The organism is Blattabacterium sp. (Cryptocercus punctulatus) str. Cpu, from assembly GCF_000236405.1.
In the GTDB taxonomy this organism is placed as follows: Bacteria; Bacteroidota; Bacteroidia; order Flavobacteriales; family Blattabacteriaceae; genus Blattabacterium; species Blattabacterium punctulatus.
In genome coordinates this window covers 144,193-161,254 of record NC_016621.1, presented here as the reverse complement: position 1 = coordinate 161,254, position 17,062 = coordinate 144,193, and the positions used below count along the sequence as shown (strand labels likewise).

The following is a 17,062-nucleotide window of genomic DNA, read 5'->3' as shown; positions in this document are numbered from 1 at the left end:
TTTTTACACCTGGGTGGTGGAATTGGTAGACACACAGGACTTAAAATCCTGTGATCATTGTGATCGTACGGGTTCAAATCCCGTCCCGGGTATTATTATAAACTCCACTATATTTCCAATAATTAGGGGATTCTTTCGTTATACTTACGCTATGTGGATGATTTTCTTTTAATCCAGAATTGGTAATTCTTACAAATTTTCCCATTTTTATTAATTCTTTAATTGTCGATACTCCACAATAACCCATTCCAGAACGTAATCCTCCACATATTTGAAAAATAACATCTTTAATTTTCCCTTTATAGGGAACTTTTGCTTCTATTCCTTCTGGAACATACTTTTCTTCAAACTGAAAATAACGATCTCGACTTCCTTTTTTCATAGCTACTAAAGAACCCATTCCTACATATGTTTTAAACTTTCGACCTTGAAAAATAATTTCCTCTCCTGGAGCTTCATCTGTACCTGCAAATAAACTACCAATCATCACCGAACTTGCACCAGCTGCAATAGCTTTTACTACATCTCCTGAATATCTGATCCCCCCATCAGATATAACATTTACATTTCTTGTTTTAGCATATTCATAGACATCATTTATAGCAGTAATTTGAGGCATTCCTACACCAGCTACTACCCTTGTAGTACAAATCGAACCGGACCCTATACCTACTTTTAAAATAGTAGATCCAGCATCTATTAAATCTTGTGCCGCTTCCATAGTTACCACATTTCCAGCAATTAATGGAATATTTGGAAAATAATTTCGAATAGATTTTATCGTTTTCAATACACTAATAGAATGACCATGAGCAGAATCTATAGATATAAGATCTACATCAAACTTTACTAAGGATTCCACTCTTTCTAAAGTATTGTTATCTATTCCAACAGAAGCCCCTACACGTAAACGGCCTTTAGAGTCTTTACAAGCATTTGGATATTCTATTAAATTATCTATATCTCTAATTGTAATTAACCCAACTAATTTTTTAAAATCATCTATAATAGGAAGTTTTTCAATTCTTTCTTTTAAAAGAATATTTTTTGCTGCTTCTAGATTTATATTTTTTTTAGAAGTAATTAAATTTTCTTTTGTCATTACATCTTCTACTAAAGAATCTAAATCTAGACGATATTTGATATCTCTACTAGTTATAATACCAACTAAAGTAAAATCTTTTTCAATCACTGGTAATCCAGAAATATGATATTTATTCATGAGATTTTGTGCATCCCGAAGTGTTGAATTCCTAGAAAGAGTAATTGGATCATCGATCATTCCACTTTCACTTCTTTTTACTCTATAAACCTCCTCTGATTGATTTTTTATATTCATATTTTTATGAATAATGCCTATTCCTCCTTCTCTAGCTATTGATATTGCCAAAGCAGATTCTGTAACTGTATCCATAGCAGCACTTAATATAGGAATATTGAGTGTAATATCCAAGGTTAAAGTAGTCTTAAGAGATACTTGGGATGGAAGAATTGAAGAATATGATGGAACTAATAATACATCATCAAAAGTCAATGCTTCCTTTAAAATTTTTTTATTTAAAGACATAATTTTTTAATCTTTTTTTTTCAAAATATATATATTTTTACTTTATTTATAGGAATAATATAATTTCTAATATTCTTATATTCAAATAAAAAAAGAAATAATATGATAAATTTTGATATTCAATTATTCATTTTTATAAAAAAAATACAAATAATGATATATTTTTTCATTCCAAATTTTTATATAAATTTGTCCAGAATATGTTATAACTGAAATACTATTGATTATGATGAAAAAATTAAGAATTACCATTACCACAATTTTTTTAGCTATATTTTTGTTTACATGTAGTTGTAATAACAAGTCTAAGAATGATAATCCTTCTCCAACAACAGAAGAAGAAAAAACAGCTAATACTAATGAAAATCCAACAAATACGACTACAACTCCTCCTTCTACACCACCTAATGAAGAAGAATCCTCCAAAAATGAGGAATCTACTTCTAATAACAACAATAATAAAGAAAAAGATAAGGTAAATACAGAGGAAAACGAAAAAAAATAAAATAAATAGTGATAGTGATAAAAAAGCGAAAGAGAATCATAAATTATATTTTAATTAATTTATGATTCTCTTTTTTTCGCTTTTTTATTTCTTAAACTCTAGCTTTTTTACCTCTAAGAGATCTAAAATAATAAATTTTGGATCTACGTACTTTTCCTTTTTTATTAACTTCTATTTTTTTGATACTTGGTTGATTAAAAATAAATATACGTTCGATTCCTATTTCCCCACTCATTTTACGAACCGTAAAGGTTTTCGTCAATCCTTTTCCTTGTTTTTTAATAACAACTCCTTTAAAGGATTGAATTCTTTTTTTGTCTCCTTCTTTAATTTCAAAAAATACACTGATAGTATCTCCAGAATTAAATAATGGTAAATCATTTTTTTTGATCCATTGATCTTCTATATTTTCTATAAAATTATTTGACATATATTGTTTTAATTAATCATAATTTTTTTGTACTTCATATAGAATTTTTTTTTCTAAAAAATTCATTCTTTTTCTTGAAGGACTTTCTATGTATATTCGAATAATATTTTCAGTATTAGATTTCCTTATATGAATCCATTCTTTATTTAGAAAATGAATTTTAATTCCATCTTTTAAATCCATTTTTTCTCCTTGATATATTTTTTTTATATTTTCTAATATTTTTCCAATTTTTTGATTAGGAGATAATCGAATTTTTTTTTTTGACATAAAATAATTAGAATACCTTTTTTTTAATTTTGTTAACGGTATTTTAGAAAGTTTTGCTATATAAGTTAAAAATAAAGCAATACCTACTAATGCATCTCTTCCATAACGTAAATCTGGATAAATAATCCCTCCATTACCTTCTCCTCCAATAACGGCTTTCACTTCTTTCATTTTTTTAACAACATGTATTTCTCCAACAGAAGTGTCATAACAAGTAACTCCTTTATTAATAGATAAATCTTTTAATGCTTGTGAAGAGGAAAAAGTAGAAACTACAGATCCGATTTTATTATCTAATATGTAATCCGAAATAGATACTAAAGTATATTCCTCTCCAAAAAAATCTCCATTTTCACAAATAAATACAACTCTATCTACATCTGGATCTACAGAGATTCCTAAATCTGCTTTTACTTCTGAAACTTTTTTACAAACTGATTTTAAATTTTTTTCAATAGGTTCAGGATTATGAATAAAATCTCCATGAGGAATACAATGCATTTTAATAACTTTAGCTCCAAAATATTCTTCTAATAAAATAGGAACTGCTATTCCTCCTGTAGAATTAATTCCATCTACTACTATTTTAAATCTAGATTTTTTAATTATCTCTTTATCTACCAATGGTAAAGAAAGAATAATTTCTATATGTTTATGGATATAATTTTTTCTATAAAAATAATTCCCTAATTGATCAAAAGATGCAAATCTAAAATATTCTTTTTCTACTATATAGAATAATTTTTCAAGATCTTTTTCAGATAAAAATTCTCCTTGAGAATTAAACATTTTTAATCCATTCCAATTTTTTGGATTATGACTTGCAGTTAACATAACTCCTCCATCTGCTTTTTCGGTTATAATAGCAATACCAACAGTAGGAGTTGTAGATAATCCAATATCAATAACATTCACCCCAAGACTTTGAAAAGTAATCACTAAAAATTGTTGAAATATAGAAGAAGTAGTACGTCCATCCCTACCTAATACTATTAGATATTTATTTTTATTCTTATATTTTTTTTTCATCCAGGAAACATATCCTGCAGAAAATTTAATAATTTCTATAGGTGAAAAACCTTTCCCTACTTTTCCCCCCAATGTACCTCTTATTCCAGATGAAGATTTTACGAGTATCAAAAATTGATTTAATTTTTTATTATAAAAATATACAATATTTACTCAAATTCTATAGAATTAATAGGAGGTATTTTATTAATAATAAACCAAGAAGAAAAAAATACGGTAGAAAAACATATCAAAAAAATGGATAAATTAATAAATAAAATATAATTTATATTCAAATAAACAGGAACAAAATCAACATAATATTGTATTTTATTTAACGATAAAAATCGAAATTTATTTTGTAAAAATAAAAAAATAATACCTATACTATTCCCAATTATTAATGGAGGAACTAAAATTTTTATAATATAATATAAAAATATTTTATGTATAACTTTATTTCTAGCTCCTAAAGTCTTTAAAATTCCTATAGTTTTAATTCTTTCTATAATAAGAATTAAAAAAAATACAATCACATTGAAAAAAACAGTTATAATGACAATAATATTAATAACAAAAATATTAATATCAAAAATTTTTATCCATTCTATAATTTTTTTATAAGATTGATCATAAATAGTTTTTACTAAAAAATTATCAGAATATTTTTGATCAATTTTTTTTTTAATAGATATTATTTTATCAAAACTTATATCAGATAAAAAAATTTCAACTCCTTCTAAAAAATCTTCATTTTGATTATTATTAACATTACTATTTTTATGAAAATATTGTATATGTTTTATATTTCCAATGATATAAACATCATCAAATTCTGGAATACTCGTATCATATAAACCGCAAACATAAAATTTTTTAGAAATAAAAAAAGGATTTCCATTTTTATAAAAAAAAAAGTTTACTATAATAGATGATCCAATATTTAATCCTAAAGAAATAGATACTTTTTTTGATAGAAGAATTCCATAATCAGAAAATAATTTTTTTTTTACTTTTTCCAAATAACCTATAACCAAAAAATTTTGAAAAAAAATAGGATTATAATCTTTAGATATTCCTTTGAATATAAATTTTTCAACATTTTGAGATTTATTATCACAAATAATTACATCTTTTTCATAAAAATGATTAATACGACGAATAAATTTAAAAAAAAATAAATCTTTAAAAAAAGATTTATTTAGAATAATAGAATTATCTATCTTTAAATTCGTAATAGTAATTTGACCTTGAATATTTAATAATTTTTTTTTTATAATTTCTTTAAATCCAAATCCTATAGAAAAAGTGATAATGGATACGATTATACCAAAAAATATTGTATTTTGTGTAACCAAAACTATTGTACGTAATATTTTACTTTTTCTAACAATCTTTCCAAATTGTTTTTTGTAAAAAAACCATTCAAAATTCAATTAATAATAAATTATAATATACTTTTTAAAAAAAAATTATCTTCATATTTTAAATAATTCTTAATGATAATTTAAATCATCCTCATCTTGAGAATATTCTTCTGAAAAAAAATCATTATTTTCATTAACAGTTTCAATAAAAAAACTTTCTTTATCAATTTTTTTATAATCTTCTTCCCAAACTAAAGAAGAAGAGATTCCCTTTTCTTCAAAATCTATAAATTTTACTTGATCATTTATAAACTTCAAACGAAACTTATTCAATCCTCCATTTCTATGTTTAGCAATGATTATTTCTGCTTGCCCAATACAAGAATCCTTTTCATCAGAGTCCCAAGTATTAAATCCATAATATTCAGGTCTATAAATAAATAAAACAATATCTGCATCTTGTTCAATAGCACCTGATTCACGTAAATCAGATAATAAAGGACGTTTACTTCCACCTCTTGTTTCTACGGCTCTAGATAATTGTGATAAAGCAATAATAGGAATATCTAATTCCTTAGCTATAGATTTTAAATTACGAGAAATTATAGATATTTCTTGTTCTCTATTTCTTAATTTAGAACCGGAATCACTAATTCCCATCAATTGCATATAATCTATCATTACTAATTTTATTCCATGCTGTGATATTAAACGACGACATTTAGCTCGAAAACTGAATATAGATAAAGAAGGAGTATCATCTATAAAAATAGGAGATTTTTTTAATTTGTCAGTTTTTTGTAAAATAGATTTCCAATCTAAATTAGATAGACGAGCTTTTTTAAGTTTTTCTGAAGAAATACCAGTTTCTGATGAAATTAATCTTGTAATTAATTGAATAGAAGACATTTCTAATGAAAAAATAACAACTGGAATCCCTTGTTGTATAACAATATTTCTAACCATAGATAACATAAAAGAAGTTTTTCCCATTCCAGGTCTAGAAGCAACTATAATTAAATCTGAATTTTGCCATCCAGAAGTAATTTGATCCATTTTATAAAACCCAGATGAGATTCCACTTAATCCTTCTTTATTACTTTCAACTTTCTTTATCTTGTCAATTGCTTTCATTATAAGAATTTGAGTATTCTCATATGTTTTTTCTCTTAAATATTTTTGATTTATTTCAAATAATTTTGATTCTGCTTTATCCAAAAGTTCAAAAACATCCGTACTATCATCATAACAATTTTCTATGATATCTGAAGAAATTCGGATTAATCTTCTTAGAATAAATTTTTGTTGTACAATCCGACTATGATATTCTATATGTGCAGAAGAAATAACTTTTTGTGTTAATTCTATAAGATAAGATTCGTTACCAATGAATTCAAGATTTTTATCTTCTTTAAGTTGATTAGAAACTGTATAAATATCTATAGGTTTAGAATTATAGTATAACTTTTGTATAGAACGAAATATTTCTTGATGTTCTTTTTTATAAAAAATTTCAGGAAATAGGATATCAATAATTTCATCTAAACCTTTTTTATCGATCATAATAGAACCTATTATGGCCTCTTCTAAATCCAAAGCTTGAGGAGGTATTTTTACATTTTTAATAAAATCAGGACGAAACTTTTTATCTTCTTCTTGGATTAAAGAATTCATTTTTTTCATGATGGTAAAAAATGTTATACGATTTTCTATATAATGATTTGAAGAGTAATACAAGAAAAAAATGGACTATAAAAAATTCTTTAATCATTAAAACAACCTATAGCAATATACTTATTTTTCCTATCATTAATGAGTTTTTCTATATCAATAGAAGATAATTCTTTATAATATTTTATTATTTTCTTTTTAACTATTTTATAGGCCTGTTCTGGATTAAAATGAGCACCTCCTAAAGGTTCTTTAATAACATCATCTATCAAATTTAATTTTTTCATATCCTCTGCCGTTAATTTCAATGACTCTGCTGATTTTTCTTTTTTTTTCCAATCTCCCCAAAGTATTGTAGAACAACTTTCAGGAGAAATTACGGAATACCAAGAATTTTCCATCATAGATACTTTATCACCTATTCCAATTCCTAAAGCACCACCACTTGCACCTTCTCCTATAATTAGAATAATTATAGGAACTTTCATACACATCATTTCATAAATGTTTCTTCCAATAGCTTCACCTTGACCTCTTTTTTCTGCTTCTATTCCAGGAAAAGCTCCTGGAGTATCTATAAAACTAACAATAGGTTTACGAAATTTTTCTGCTAATTTCATAAGACGTAAAGCTTTTCTATATCCTTCTGGATTAGGCATTCCAAACCTCCTATATTGTCTATCTTTAGTGTTTTTTCCTTTTTGAGTACCTATAAACATAAAAGTTATATCTTCTATCTTACCAAATCCACCTATCATAGCTTTATCATCTCCAAAATTACGATCTCCATGTAATTCAATAAAAGACTTATTATTTGTAATAGATAATATATAATCTAATGTATAAGGTCTATTCGGATGTCTAGATAATTGTACTCTCTGCCAAGGAGTTAATTTACTGTACAATTTTTTTATAGTTTTTTCTAATTTATATTGTAATTGATTACAAACCTCCTTCATATCCACACCACTTTTTTTTTCTATAAGAATACAATTAATATATTGATCCTTAATTTCTTGTATAGGTTTTTCAAAATCTAAATATTCCATATAAAATTAAAATCAAATAAAAGATTGAATATATTCCTTATTCATAAAAGAAATATATTCTGTAGATATACCTTTTGGACAATCAATTTCACATGCCATAGTATTAGTACAATTTCCAAATCCTTCTTCATCCATTTTCTTGACCATATTTAATACACGTTTTTTACTTTCTATTTTTCCTTGAGGTAATAAAGAAAATTGAGAAACTTTTGCTGCAACAAATAGCATTGCAGATCTATTTTTACATGCTGCAACACAAGCTCCGCAACCAATACATGTTCCAGCATCAAAAGCTTTATCTGCATCTTCTTTTGGAATAGGAATCAAATTTCCATCTATAGTTTTTCCAAATGTATTTACAGAAATATAACCTCCTGATATAATGATTCTATCAAAAGAAGATCTATCGACAACAAGATCCTTAATTATAGGAAATGATTTTGCCCTCCAAGGCTCAATATATATAGTTTCGCCATTATGAAAATGACGCATGTGAAGTTGACAAGTTGTAATCAAACTTTCTGGACCATGAGCACGTCCATTTATATACAATGAGCACATTCCACAAATACCTTCACGACAATCATGATCAAAGGAAATAGGTTCTCCAACCCTTCTATATAAAATTTTATTATTTAATAGATCTAACATCTCTAAAAAGGAACTATCAGGAGAAATATCACCAATTCTATAAGTTTCAAATTTTCCTTTTTCTTCATTATTTTTTTGTCTCCATATTTTTAATATAAAATTTAGTAATTTTTTCATAATTTTTTATTTATAAGAGCGTGATTGCAATTTCACAGAACTAAAAGTTAAATTTTCTTTATACATAATTTCTTCAGAAATTGATTTATTTTCTTGATATTTCCATATAGAAACATGTTTATAATGAAAATCATCACGAATAGATTCTCCTTCTTTTGTTTGATTTTCTATACGAAAATGACTACCACAAGACTCTTTTCTAGATAGAGCATCCATTGCTATTAATTCTCCTAATTCTAAAAAATCTGCCACACGCCCCGCTTTTTCTAATTCTGAATTAAATCCATCTTCAATATTTCCAGGAACAAAAATATTTTTCCAAAATTCATTACGAAGTTCTTGTATTTTTTTTATAGCTTTAGATAAACCATTATTATCTCTACTCATTCCAACATATTTCCACATAATATTTCCTAATTTTCTATGAAAATAATCAACAGATAAATCTCCATTATTAGAAATTAATTGTAAAATTCGTTGTTTTACCTTTTTTTCTGATTTATTAAATTCTATATGCTTTGTAGATAGCTTTTTTTTATTATGTATATATATAGATATATAGTCAGCTATAGTATATGGTAAAATAAAATAACCATCAGCTAAACCTTGCATTAAAGCAGATGCTCCAAGACGATTAGCTCCATGATCAGAAAAATTGGCCTCTCCTATAACATAACATCCAGGTATAGAAGACATTAAATTATAATCTACCCATAACCCCCCCATTGTATAATGAACAGCTGGATAAATTTTCATAGGATTTTTATAAGGATTTTGATCTGTTATTTTTTCATACATATGAAATAAATTTCCATATTTAGATTCTATTATTTCTTCTCCAAATTTTTTAATTTCCATTAAACTAGGATTTTTTATTCCAAGTTCATTTGCTTTTTCTATTCCATATCGTTCTATAGAAGAAGAAAAATCCAAAAAAACACCTTCTTTATTTTCATTATTTTCTATTCCGAATCCTTTATCACAACGTTCTTTAGCTGCACGAGATGCTACATCTCTTGGAACAAGATTCCCAAATGATGGATAGCGCCTTTCAAGATAATAATCCCTTTTTTCTTCTAAAATATCTTCAGGATTTTTTTCTCCATTTCGTATAGATATAGCATCTTCTATATTTTTAGGTACCCATATACGTCCATCATTTCTCAATGATTCGGACATTAATGTTAATTTAGATTGATAATTTGCATGTGCAGGAATACAAGTTGGATGGATTTGAGTAAAACAAGGATTTGCAAAAAATCCACCTTTTTTATGAACTTTCCATATTGCACTGGAATTAGATCCCATTGCATTAGTGGATAAAAAAAATACATTTCCATATCCTCCTGATGCAATTATCACTGCATGAGCTGCGTGACGTTCAATTTCTCCAGATACCAAATTTCTAGAAATAATACCTCTAGTTATACCATCAATTACTACTAATTCCAACATTTCATAACGGTTATACATTTTTATTCTACCTTTTCCAATTTGTCTAGACATAGATGAATAACAAGCTAGTAAAAGTTGTTGTCCTGTTTGTCCTTTCGCATAAAAAGTTCTAGAAACTTTTGTACCCCCAAAAGATCTGTTTTCAAGATACCCAGCATAATCTCGAGCAAATGGAACTCCTTGAGCTACACATTGATCAATGATATTAGAAGATATTTCCGCTAAACGATATACATTTGCTTCACGAGATCTATAATCTCCTCCCTTAATAGTATCATAAAAAAGTTGATAAACAGAATCATTATCCCCTTTATAATTTTTAGCAGCATTAATACCACCTTGAGCGGCAACAGAGTGTGCTCTTCTAGGAGAATCTTGATAACAAAAAACTTTTACTTGATATCCTAATTCAGCTAAAGTTGCCGATATAGATCCACCAGAAAGTCCTGTCCCAACAACAATAATCTCTATATTAGATCGATTACTAGGTGAAACTAATTTTAAAGAAGATTTGTGATTAATCCATTTATGATTTAATGGACCAATCGGAATTTTTGAATCTAATTTAAAATAATTTTTAATGATCATTGAAAATTATTAATTACTATTGAAAAAAAACCAAATAGCTATAATAGAAAATCCAGAACAAACAAACAAAAAATAAAAAAAACCTAATTTTTTTATCCAAAAAAATTTCTTTTTTTTATAAAAACCCAATGATTGAAAAGAAGACTGAAATCCATGATTTAAATGAATACCTAAAATTAAAAATGAAAAAACATATATTAATGTATATAATGGATTTTTAAATAAAGTAATTACTATAATATAATCTGAATTAGCACTACTATTATATTTCATGGGAATTGTAAAATTCATTAAATGCAAAATTAAAAAACATAATATGATAAATCCAGTATAAATCATTGTTCTACTACTAAATGTAATCAAAGATTTTTTTAAGGAATAATCTACTTTACCTTTTGATTTTTCATTTTTCAAATGTAATTTTATTCCAAATAAAATATGGACTATAAAACCCAATGCAAGAACATATTCTAATATTCGGATAAAAATATTTTTTCTCATAAAAAAAACTGCATTATTAAATGCCTCTTCTCCATAAAAAAGAAAAAGGTTTACACTTAAATGAATCAAAAGAAAAGACATAAGAAAGATTCCAGTAGTTGCCATCACTACTTTTTGACCAATAGAAGATTGAATAAAATTATACTGATTCACTGAAATAGGGAAAATATATATATGAATATTAAAACAAAGATATTTTTTTTTACCTTTTTTTAATTAAAAAATTTTTTTCTATATTTTTTATTTTATTGAAAGCTTCAATTAATAAATCAATATCTTTCTTTTCATTAAAAATTCCAAAAGAAATCCTTATAGGAGTCATATTTTTTAATAAATATTTATTTGAAATAGATTGAATAACATGAGATACCTTTTTTAAGGTTTTAGAACTACAAGAACTACCTTTAGAAATAGCAACTCCCATTAAATCTAAATGAAAATATAATAAATGATCTTTTTTTGGATAAAAAAAATTTAATATAGTAGGAATACTTTTATCAAAAGAATCTGATAAACCATTAAAAATAATATTAGGAATTATTTTTTTCAATTCTGAAATACAATAAGATTTTAAATTTTTAATTTTTTCTATATGATTTATAAAATTACAATAAGATAAATGTAAAGCTTCCGATAATCCAATAATTCCATAAACATTTTCTGTGCCTGAACGAATTCCATATTCTTGATTCCCCCCTGTAATTAATGATTTGATTTTTTTTATTAATTTTTCCCTAATAAAAATAAAACCTATTCCTTTTGGTCCATAAAATTTATGTGCACTAGCAGTGGCAAAATCCAAAGGTAATTGATTCATATTAATTGGAAAATTACCAATAATTTGAATTGTATCGGAATGAAAATAAGCATTATTTTCTTTACAAAGAGTACCAACTTTATCTATTTCTAATAAATTTCCTATTTCGTTATTAGCATACATTAAACTAACAAGAATTTTTTTAGAATGATTTTTTTTTAATAACATTTCCAAATGATTTAAATCTATAACTCCTCTATCTTTAATTTTAATAAATTCTACAAAAACTTTATATTTATAACAGAGATCTGAAACAGTTTGCAATACGGAATGATGTTCCAATGGTGAAGTCAATATATATTGAACTTTTAAATCTATGACAGAAGATCGCAAAATTATGTTATTAGCCTCCGTTCCACCAGAAGTAAAAATGATTTCATATGGAGAAGATTTTATATTTTTTGCTATACGAATTCTCGATTCTTCTATTATAGAACGAGCCGCTCTTCCATAACTATGTTGTGTAGAAGAGGGATTACCAAATGAATATTTTAAAGCATTTACCATTACTTTTATAACTTCGTTTCTTACAGGTGTTGTAGCTGCATTATCCAAATATGCTCGTTGCATTAATTCTTTTCCTTTTATAGATAGTTAGTTACAAATATAAGATTATCAAACTATATAATTTATTTAGTTGATTCTATGAGAATAACTACATAAAAATATTTAAAAAAAAATACTTCATTTGTATATTTATGATTCATTCAAATTAATTAAAGTATTTAATATAAAATTTTATAGATTATACTTATTTTATTTATTCCTTTTTTTTTAAAAAATGTTATTAAAATATCTATTTTATTTTTATTTAAATTAAGTAAATATGAAAATAAATGTTGGGTTTTCGGTTTTAATGGGGTTCATGATTGGAATTATTACATGTTTTTTTTTTGGAAAAAAAATAATATTAAAAAAATATATTCAATTATTAGAAAAAGCTAATATTAAAGCAAAAAAAATTATAAAAAATGCAGAAAAGGAAGGAAATTCTATAAAAAAAAATAAAATTATTCAAGCAAGAGAAAAATTTATAGAACTTCAATCTAAATATGAAAAAAATATTCATTTTAGAGAAAAAAAAATAATTGATATAGAAAATCAAACAAAAGAAAAAGAAAATAGACTTTCAAAAGAAATTGAAATTTATTTTAAAAGAAATAATCGCCTAGAATCCAAAATTTTTGATTATGAAAAAAAAATTAAAATTATTCAAAAAAAAAAGGAAGAATTTGACAATATTCATATAAAAAAAGTAGAATTACTTGAAAAAATATCCAAATATTCTTCTGAAGAAGCTAAAAATGAATTAATTGATATCTTTAAAGAAGATGCAAAAGTAAAAGCACAATCATACATACAAAACATTATAGAAGAATCACAACTAACTGCTAAAATGAAAGCAAGGAAAATTATAATTCAAGCTATCCAAAGAATTGGAACAGAACAAGCAGTTGAAAATTCTGTATCTATTTTCAATATAGAATCAGATGATGTAAAAGGACGTATTATTGGACGAGAAGGAAGAAATATAAGATCTTTAGAAAAAGCAACAGGTGTAGAAATTATTGTAGATGATACTCCAGAAGCTATACTTTTATCTTGTTTTAATCCTATACGAAGAGAAATAGCTAGATTATCTCTTCATAAATTGGTAATAGATGGACGAATTCATCCTGCAAAAATTGAAGAAATTGTATCAAAAACAGAAAAACAAATTGAAGAAGAAATCATAGAAATAGGAAAAAAAAATATAATTGATTTAGGAATTCATTCTATACATCCAGAATTAATTAGAATGATAGGAAGAATGAAATACCGGTCTTCTTATGGACAAAATCTTTTACAACATTCTCGAGAAGTTTCTCATTTATCAGGAATATTAGCTTCTGAATTAGGATTAAATGCAAAATTAGCAAAACGTGCAGGATTATTACACGATATTGGAAAAATTCCTGAAACTGAATCTGAACTTTCTCATGCTATTTTAGGAATGCAATGGGCTGAAAAGTATGGAGAAAATGTAGAAATTTGTAACGCTATAGGATCTCATCATGATGAAATAGAAATGAAAACCCTCATTTCTACCATTGTACAAGTATCCGATTCTATTAGTGGAGCACGTCCTGGAGTAAGGAAAAATTCTTTTGAATCTTATTCAAAAAGATTAAAAAATTTGGAAAATATTGCTTTCAGTTTTGATGGAGTTAATAAAGCTTTCGCTGTACAAGCAGGTAGAGAACTACGTGTTTTAGTAGAAAGCAAAAAAATAGATGATAAAAAAGCTTTTCAATTATCTTATGATATAACAGAAAAAATAAAAAAAGAAATGACTTATCCTGGTCAAATAAAAGTAACAGTAATCAGAGAAACTAGGGCAGTACAAATAGCTAGATAATAAAATATAATAAAAATCATGAAAGAGACTATTACTTCATTTATTGAAAAATATTTTCTTCATTTTAATGCACTATCTTTATCAGAAGCAGCAAAAGCCTACAAATATCATATTAAAAATAATGGTAAAATGATGATTACATTAGCGGGAGCTATGAGTACTGCAGAATTAGGGAAAATTCTATCTGAAATGATACGAAAAGATAAAGTTCATATTATTTCTTGTACTGGTGCTAATTTAGAGGAAGATATAATGAATTTAATAGCTCATACACATTATAAAAAAATTTTTAATTATAGGGATTTAACTCCTGATGAAGAAAAATCTTTTTTAAAAAAAGGATTAAACCGTATTACGGATACTTGTATTCCAGAAGAACAAGCTTTTAAAAAATTACAACAACCTATTTTCAGTATTTGGAAAAGAGCTCAAGAAAAGTCCGAACGCTATTTCCCCCATGAATATATTTATCAATTATTACTAGAAAATATTTTAGAACCCTATTACAATATTAATTCCCAAGATAGTTGGGTCTTAGCTGCAGCTAAAAAAAACTTACCTATAGTAGTTCCAGGATGGGAAGATAGTACAATTGGGAACCTTTTCTCTTCATATTGTATTAAAAAATTATTTTCTCCATATATCGTAAAGAATGGAATCGAATACATGATTTATTTAGCAAAATGGTATCAAAAAGAATCTATAAAAAATAAAATAGGATTTTTTCAAATAGGAGGAGGAATTTCTGGTGATTTTCCTATTTGTGTTGTTCCTATGCTATCACAAGATATAGGATTACAACATATACCTTTTTGGTCTTATTTTTGTCAAATTTCTGATTCTACAACTAGTTATGGATCCTATTCAGGAGCCATTCCTAACGAAAAAATTACTTGGGGTAAATTAGATAAAGATACTCCTCAATTTATTATTGAATCCGATGCAACTATTGTTGCTCCATTAATTTTTGCATATATATTAAATATGTAATTTATCTTAACATGTTAACTTTTTTATTTATGTAACTTAGTTACATAAATAAAAAAGTTAATAATGAATAATTACGATGTTGTTGTTATAGGATCTGGTCCCGGAGGTTATGTATCTGCTATTCGTTCAAGTCAACTTGGTCTTCGTACGGCTATTATAGAAAAACATCAAGAATTAGGTGGAACATGTTTAAATGTCGGTTGTATTCCTTCTAAATCTCTTTTATATTCTTCTAAATATTTTCTTTTTGCAAAAAAAGAACATTATCTACATGGAATTTTTTACGAAAAATTATCCTTAGATTTCGAAAAAATGATGAAAAGAAAAAACAATATAATAAAAAAAACAAATGAAGGAGTTAAATATTTAATAAAAAAAAATAAAATTGATTTATATCAAGGAATAGCATCTTTTAAAACAAATCATAGTTTATCTATCATAGATAAAAAATATTTAAAAGAAATAACAAAAATAAAATTTCAATATTGTATTATAGCAACAGGATCAAAACCAACCTGTCTCCCTTCATTAAATTTTGATATACAAAAAAGAATTATTTCCTCTACAGAAGCTCTTTCTCTAAAGGAAATACCAAAAAGATTAATAATAATAGGAGGAGGTATTATTGGATTAGAATTAGGTTCTATTTATCATAGATTAGGAAGTCGAGTTACTATTATTGAAACTATGGATAAAATTATATCAAATATGGATCATTCTTTAAGTAAAGAAATTCAAAAAATATTGGAAAAATCTTCTATTCAAATAGAAAATTCCTTATTAATAAATAATATAAAAATATTAGAAAATACTAAAGAAATTTCGGTTCATGTTAAAAAAAATAATGGAAAAGAAATGAAATATATAGGGGATTATTGTCTCCTATCAATCGGAAGATATCCAAATACTAAATATCTTGGATTAGATAATATAGGTATAAAAAAAGATAAAAATGGATTTATCCTTGTTAATGATTTTTTACAAAGTTCTATAAATAATATTTATGCTATAGGAGATGTAATAGGAGGAAAAATGTTAGCACATAAAGCAGAGGAAGAAGGATTATATGTTTCAGAATACCTATCTGGACAAAAACCAAATAAAATAAACTATAATTTGGTCCCTTCCGTCATTTATACTTATCCTGAAATTTCCAGTGTTGGAAAAACAGAAAAAAAAATAAAAGAAGAAGGAATAGAATATAATATAGGAATTTTTCCAATGAAATCATTAGGAATTTCACAAGCAAGTGGGTGTACATCAGGATTTATAAAAATTTTATCCCATAAAAAAACGGATGAAATACTAGGAGTTCATATGATAGGTGAACATGTTACAGATATGATTATGGAAGCTACTGTTGCAATGGAATTCCATGCTTCTTCAGAGGATATTTATAGAATATGTCATCCTCATCCAACTTTTAGTGAATCTATAAAAGAAGCAGCATTATTGAGTTTTGAAAATAATTCAATACATATGTAATTACCATATTATAATTTTTTTTCCTTTATTACTCAAGATAAATTTTTTTTATAATCTAAATCTTGGCCTAAGATAACTACTTTAACTTTATTCTACTTTAAAATGAAATTTCATAATTATTGAAAATAATATTTATTCCATTTCTTTTTTTTTATAAAATCTAAAACTTATCATTTATTTATTATTTTTATCC

At 25.4% G+C, this 17,062-nt stretch carries 14 protein-coding genes and 1 tRNA gene; 5 read left to right on the top strand and 10 right to left on the bottom strand.

Annotation, left to right across the window (positions count from 1 at the left end):
* Positions 1-7: 7 nt before the first annotated feature.
* Positions 8-92: transfer RNA gene (locus tag BLBCPU_RS00760), tRNA-Leu, on the top strand.
* On the opposite strand, the gene guaB is transcribed toward BLBCPU_RS00760, so the two are convergent.
* Positions 74-1,567 (bottom strand): IMP dehydrogenase, encoded by a 1,494-nt coding sequence (guaB, locus tag BLBCPU_RS02970; RefSeq protein WP_014246102.1) that lies wholly within the window; start codon positions 1,565-1,567, stop codon positions 74-76. The genes BLBCPU_RS00760 and guaB overlap by 19 nt on opposite strands.
* Positions 1,568-1,793: 226 nt before the next feature.
* Here guaB and BLBCPU_RS00745 point away from each other — a divergent pair, with 226 nt between their 5' ends.
* A complete protein-coding gene (locus BLBCPU_RS00745) occupies positions 1,794-2,072 on the top strand; it encodes a hypothetical protein (RefSeq protein WP_041178604.1) in 279 nt (92 codons plus the stop codon).
* Between the two features lie 91 nt (positions 2,073-2,163).
* On the opposite strand, the gene rplS is transcribed toward BLBCPU_RS00745, so the two are convergent.
* The 9 genes from rplS to BLBCPU_RS00700 form a co-directional block, all read right to left on the bottom strand.
* Positions 2,164-2,502, bottom strand: a complete 339-nt coding sequence (gene rplS, locus BLBCPU_RS00740) for a 50S ribosomal protein L19 (RefSeq protein WP_014246099.1) — start codon at positions 2,500-2,502, stop codon at positions 2,164-2,166.
* Positions 2,503-2,514: 12 nt separating this feature from the next.
* On the bottom strand, positions 2,515-3,912 hold the full coding sequence (glmM, locus tag BLBCPU_RS00735) for a phosphoglucosamine mutase (protein WP_014246098.1): 1,398 nt from the start codon (positions 3,910-3,912) through the stop codon (positions 2,515-2,517).
* A 38-nt stretch (positions 3,913-3,950) separates the two neighbouring features.
* Positions 3,951-5,216 (bottom strand): ABC transporter permease, encoded by a 1,266-nt coding sequence (locus tag BLBCPU_RS00730; protein WP_014246097.1) that lies wholly within the window; start codon positions 5,214-5,216, stop codon positions 3,951-3,953.
* Positions 5,217-5,276: 60 nt separating this feature from the next.
* Positions 5,277-6,830, bottom strand: a complete 1,554-nt coding sequence (gene dnaB / locus BLBCPU_RS00725) for a replicative DNA helicase (RefSeq protein WP_014246096.1) — start codon at positions 6,828-6,830, stop codon at positions 5,277-5,279.
* Between the two features lie 80 nt (positions 6,831-6,910).
* Positions 6,911-7,867, bottom strand: a complete 957-nt coding sequence (locus tag BLBCPU_RS00720) for an acetyl-CoA carboxylase carboxyltransferase subunit alpha (protein WP_014246095.1) — start codon at positions 7,865-7,867, stop codon at positions 6,911-6,913.
* Between the two features lie 12 nt (positions 7,868-7,879).
* Positions 7,880-8,635 carry a succinate dehydrogenase/fumarate reductase iron-sulfur subunit gene (locus BLBCPU_RS00715; protein ID WP_014246094.1) on the bottom strand — a complete coding sequence of 252 codons (756 nt, stop codon included), beginning with the start codon at positions 8,633-8,635 and terminating at the stop codon, positions 7,880-7,882.
* Between the two features lie 6 nt (positions 8,636-8,641).
* Positions 8,642-10,678 (bottom strand): fumarate reductase/succinate dehydrogenase flavoprotein subunit, encoded by a 2,037-nt coding sequence (locus tag BLBCPU_RS00710; RefSeq protein WP_014246093.1) that lies wholly within the window; start codon positions 10,676-10,678, stop codon positions 8,642-8,644.
* A 9-nt stretch (positions 10,679-10,687) separates the two neighbouring features.
* Positions 10,688-11,332 carry a succinate dehydrogenase cytochrome b subunit gene (locus BLBCPU_RS00705; protein WP_014246092.1) on the bottom strand — a complete coding sequence of 215 codons (645 nt, stop codon included), beginning with the start codon at positions 11,330-11,332 and terminating at the stop codon, positions 10,688-10,690.
* Positions 11,333-11,381: 49 nt separating this feature from the next.
* On the bottom strand, positions 11,382-12,566 hold the full coding sequence (locus BLBCPU_RS00700) for a cysteine desulfurase family protein (protein ID WP_014246091.1): 1,185 nt from the start codon (positions 12,564-12,566) through the stop codon (positions 11,382-11,384).
* 256 nt (positions 12,567-12,822) lie between these two features.
* Here BLBCPU_RS00700 and rny point away from each other — a divergent pair, with 256 nt between their 5' ends.
* From rny to lpdA, 3 genes are all read left to right on the top strand, one after another.
* The gene (gene rny / locus BLBCPU_RS00695) at positions 12,823-14,394 is read left to right on the top strand and encodes a ribonuclease Y (RefSeq protein ID WP_014246090.1); all 1,572 of its coding nucleotides are present in this window, start codon (positions 12,823-12,825) and stop codon (positions 14,392-14,394) included.
* Positions 14,395-14,412: 18 nt separating this feature from the next.
* Positions 14,413-15,384 (top strand): deoxyhypusine synthase family protein, encoded by a 972-nt coding sequence (locus tag BLBCPU_RS00690; RefSeq protein ID WP_014246089.1) that lies wholly within the window; start codon positions 14,413-14,415, stop codon positions 15,382-15,384.
* A 63-nt stretch (positions 15,385-15,447) separates the two neighbouring features.
* Complete coding sequence (gene lpdA / locus BLBCPU_RS00685) at positions 15,448-16,869, top strand: dihydrolipoyl dehydrogenase (protein WP_014246088.1); 1,422 nt, start codon at positions 15,448-15,450, stop codon at positions 16,867-16,869.
* The last annotated feature ends 193 nt before the right edge of the window (positions 16,870-17,062 follow it).

Excerpts from the sequence above, each read along its gene's own strand:
- BLBCPU_RS00745 (WP_041178604.1), top strand. The coding sequence starts at position 1,794 with ATGATGAAAAAATTAAGAATTACCATTACCACAATTTTTTTAGCTATA.
- BLBCPU_RS00700 (WP_014246091.1), bottom strand. The coding sequence starts at position 12,566 with ATGCAACGAGCATATTTGGATAATGCAGCTACAACACCTGTAAGAAAC.
- BLBCPU_RS00710 (WP_014246093.1), bottom strand. The coding sequence starts at position 10,678 with ATGATCATTAAAAATTATTTTAAATTAGATTCAAAAATTCCGATTGGT.
- BLBCPU_RS00690 (WP_014246089.1), top strand. The coding sequence starts at position 14,413 with ATGAAAGAGACTATTACTTCATTTATTGAAAAATATTTTCTTCATTTT.
- lpdA (WP_014246088.1), top strand. The coding sequence starts at position 15,448 with ATGAATAATTACGATGTTGTTGTTATAGGATCTGGTCCCGGAGGTTAT.
- BLBCPU_RS00715 (WP_014246094.1), bottom strand. The coding sequence starts at position 8,635 with ATGAAAAAATTACTAAATTTTATATTAAAAATATGGAGACAAAAAAAT.
- rny (WP_014246090.1), top strand. The coding sequence starts at position 12,823 with ATGAAAATAAATGTTGGGTTTTCGGTTTTAATGGGGTTCATGATTGGA.
- guaB (WP_014246102.1), bottom strand. The coding sequence starts at position 1,567 with ATGTCTTTAAATAAAAAAATTTTAAAGGAAGCATTGACTTTTGATGAT.
- dnaB (WP_014246096.1), bottom strand. The coding sequence starts at position 6,830 with ATGAAAAAAATGAATTCTTTAATCCAAGAAGAAGATAAAAAGTTTCGT.
- BLBCPU_RS00720 (WP_014246095.1), bottom strand. The coding sequence starts at position 7,867 with ATGGAATATTTAGATTTTGAAAAACCTATACAAGAAATTAAGGATCAA.
- rplS (WP_014246099.1), bottom strand. The coding sequence starts at position 2,502 with ATGTCAAATAATTTTATAGAAAATATAGAAGATCAATGGATCAAAAAA.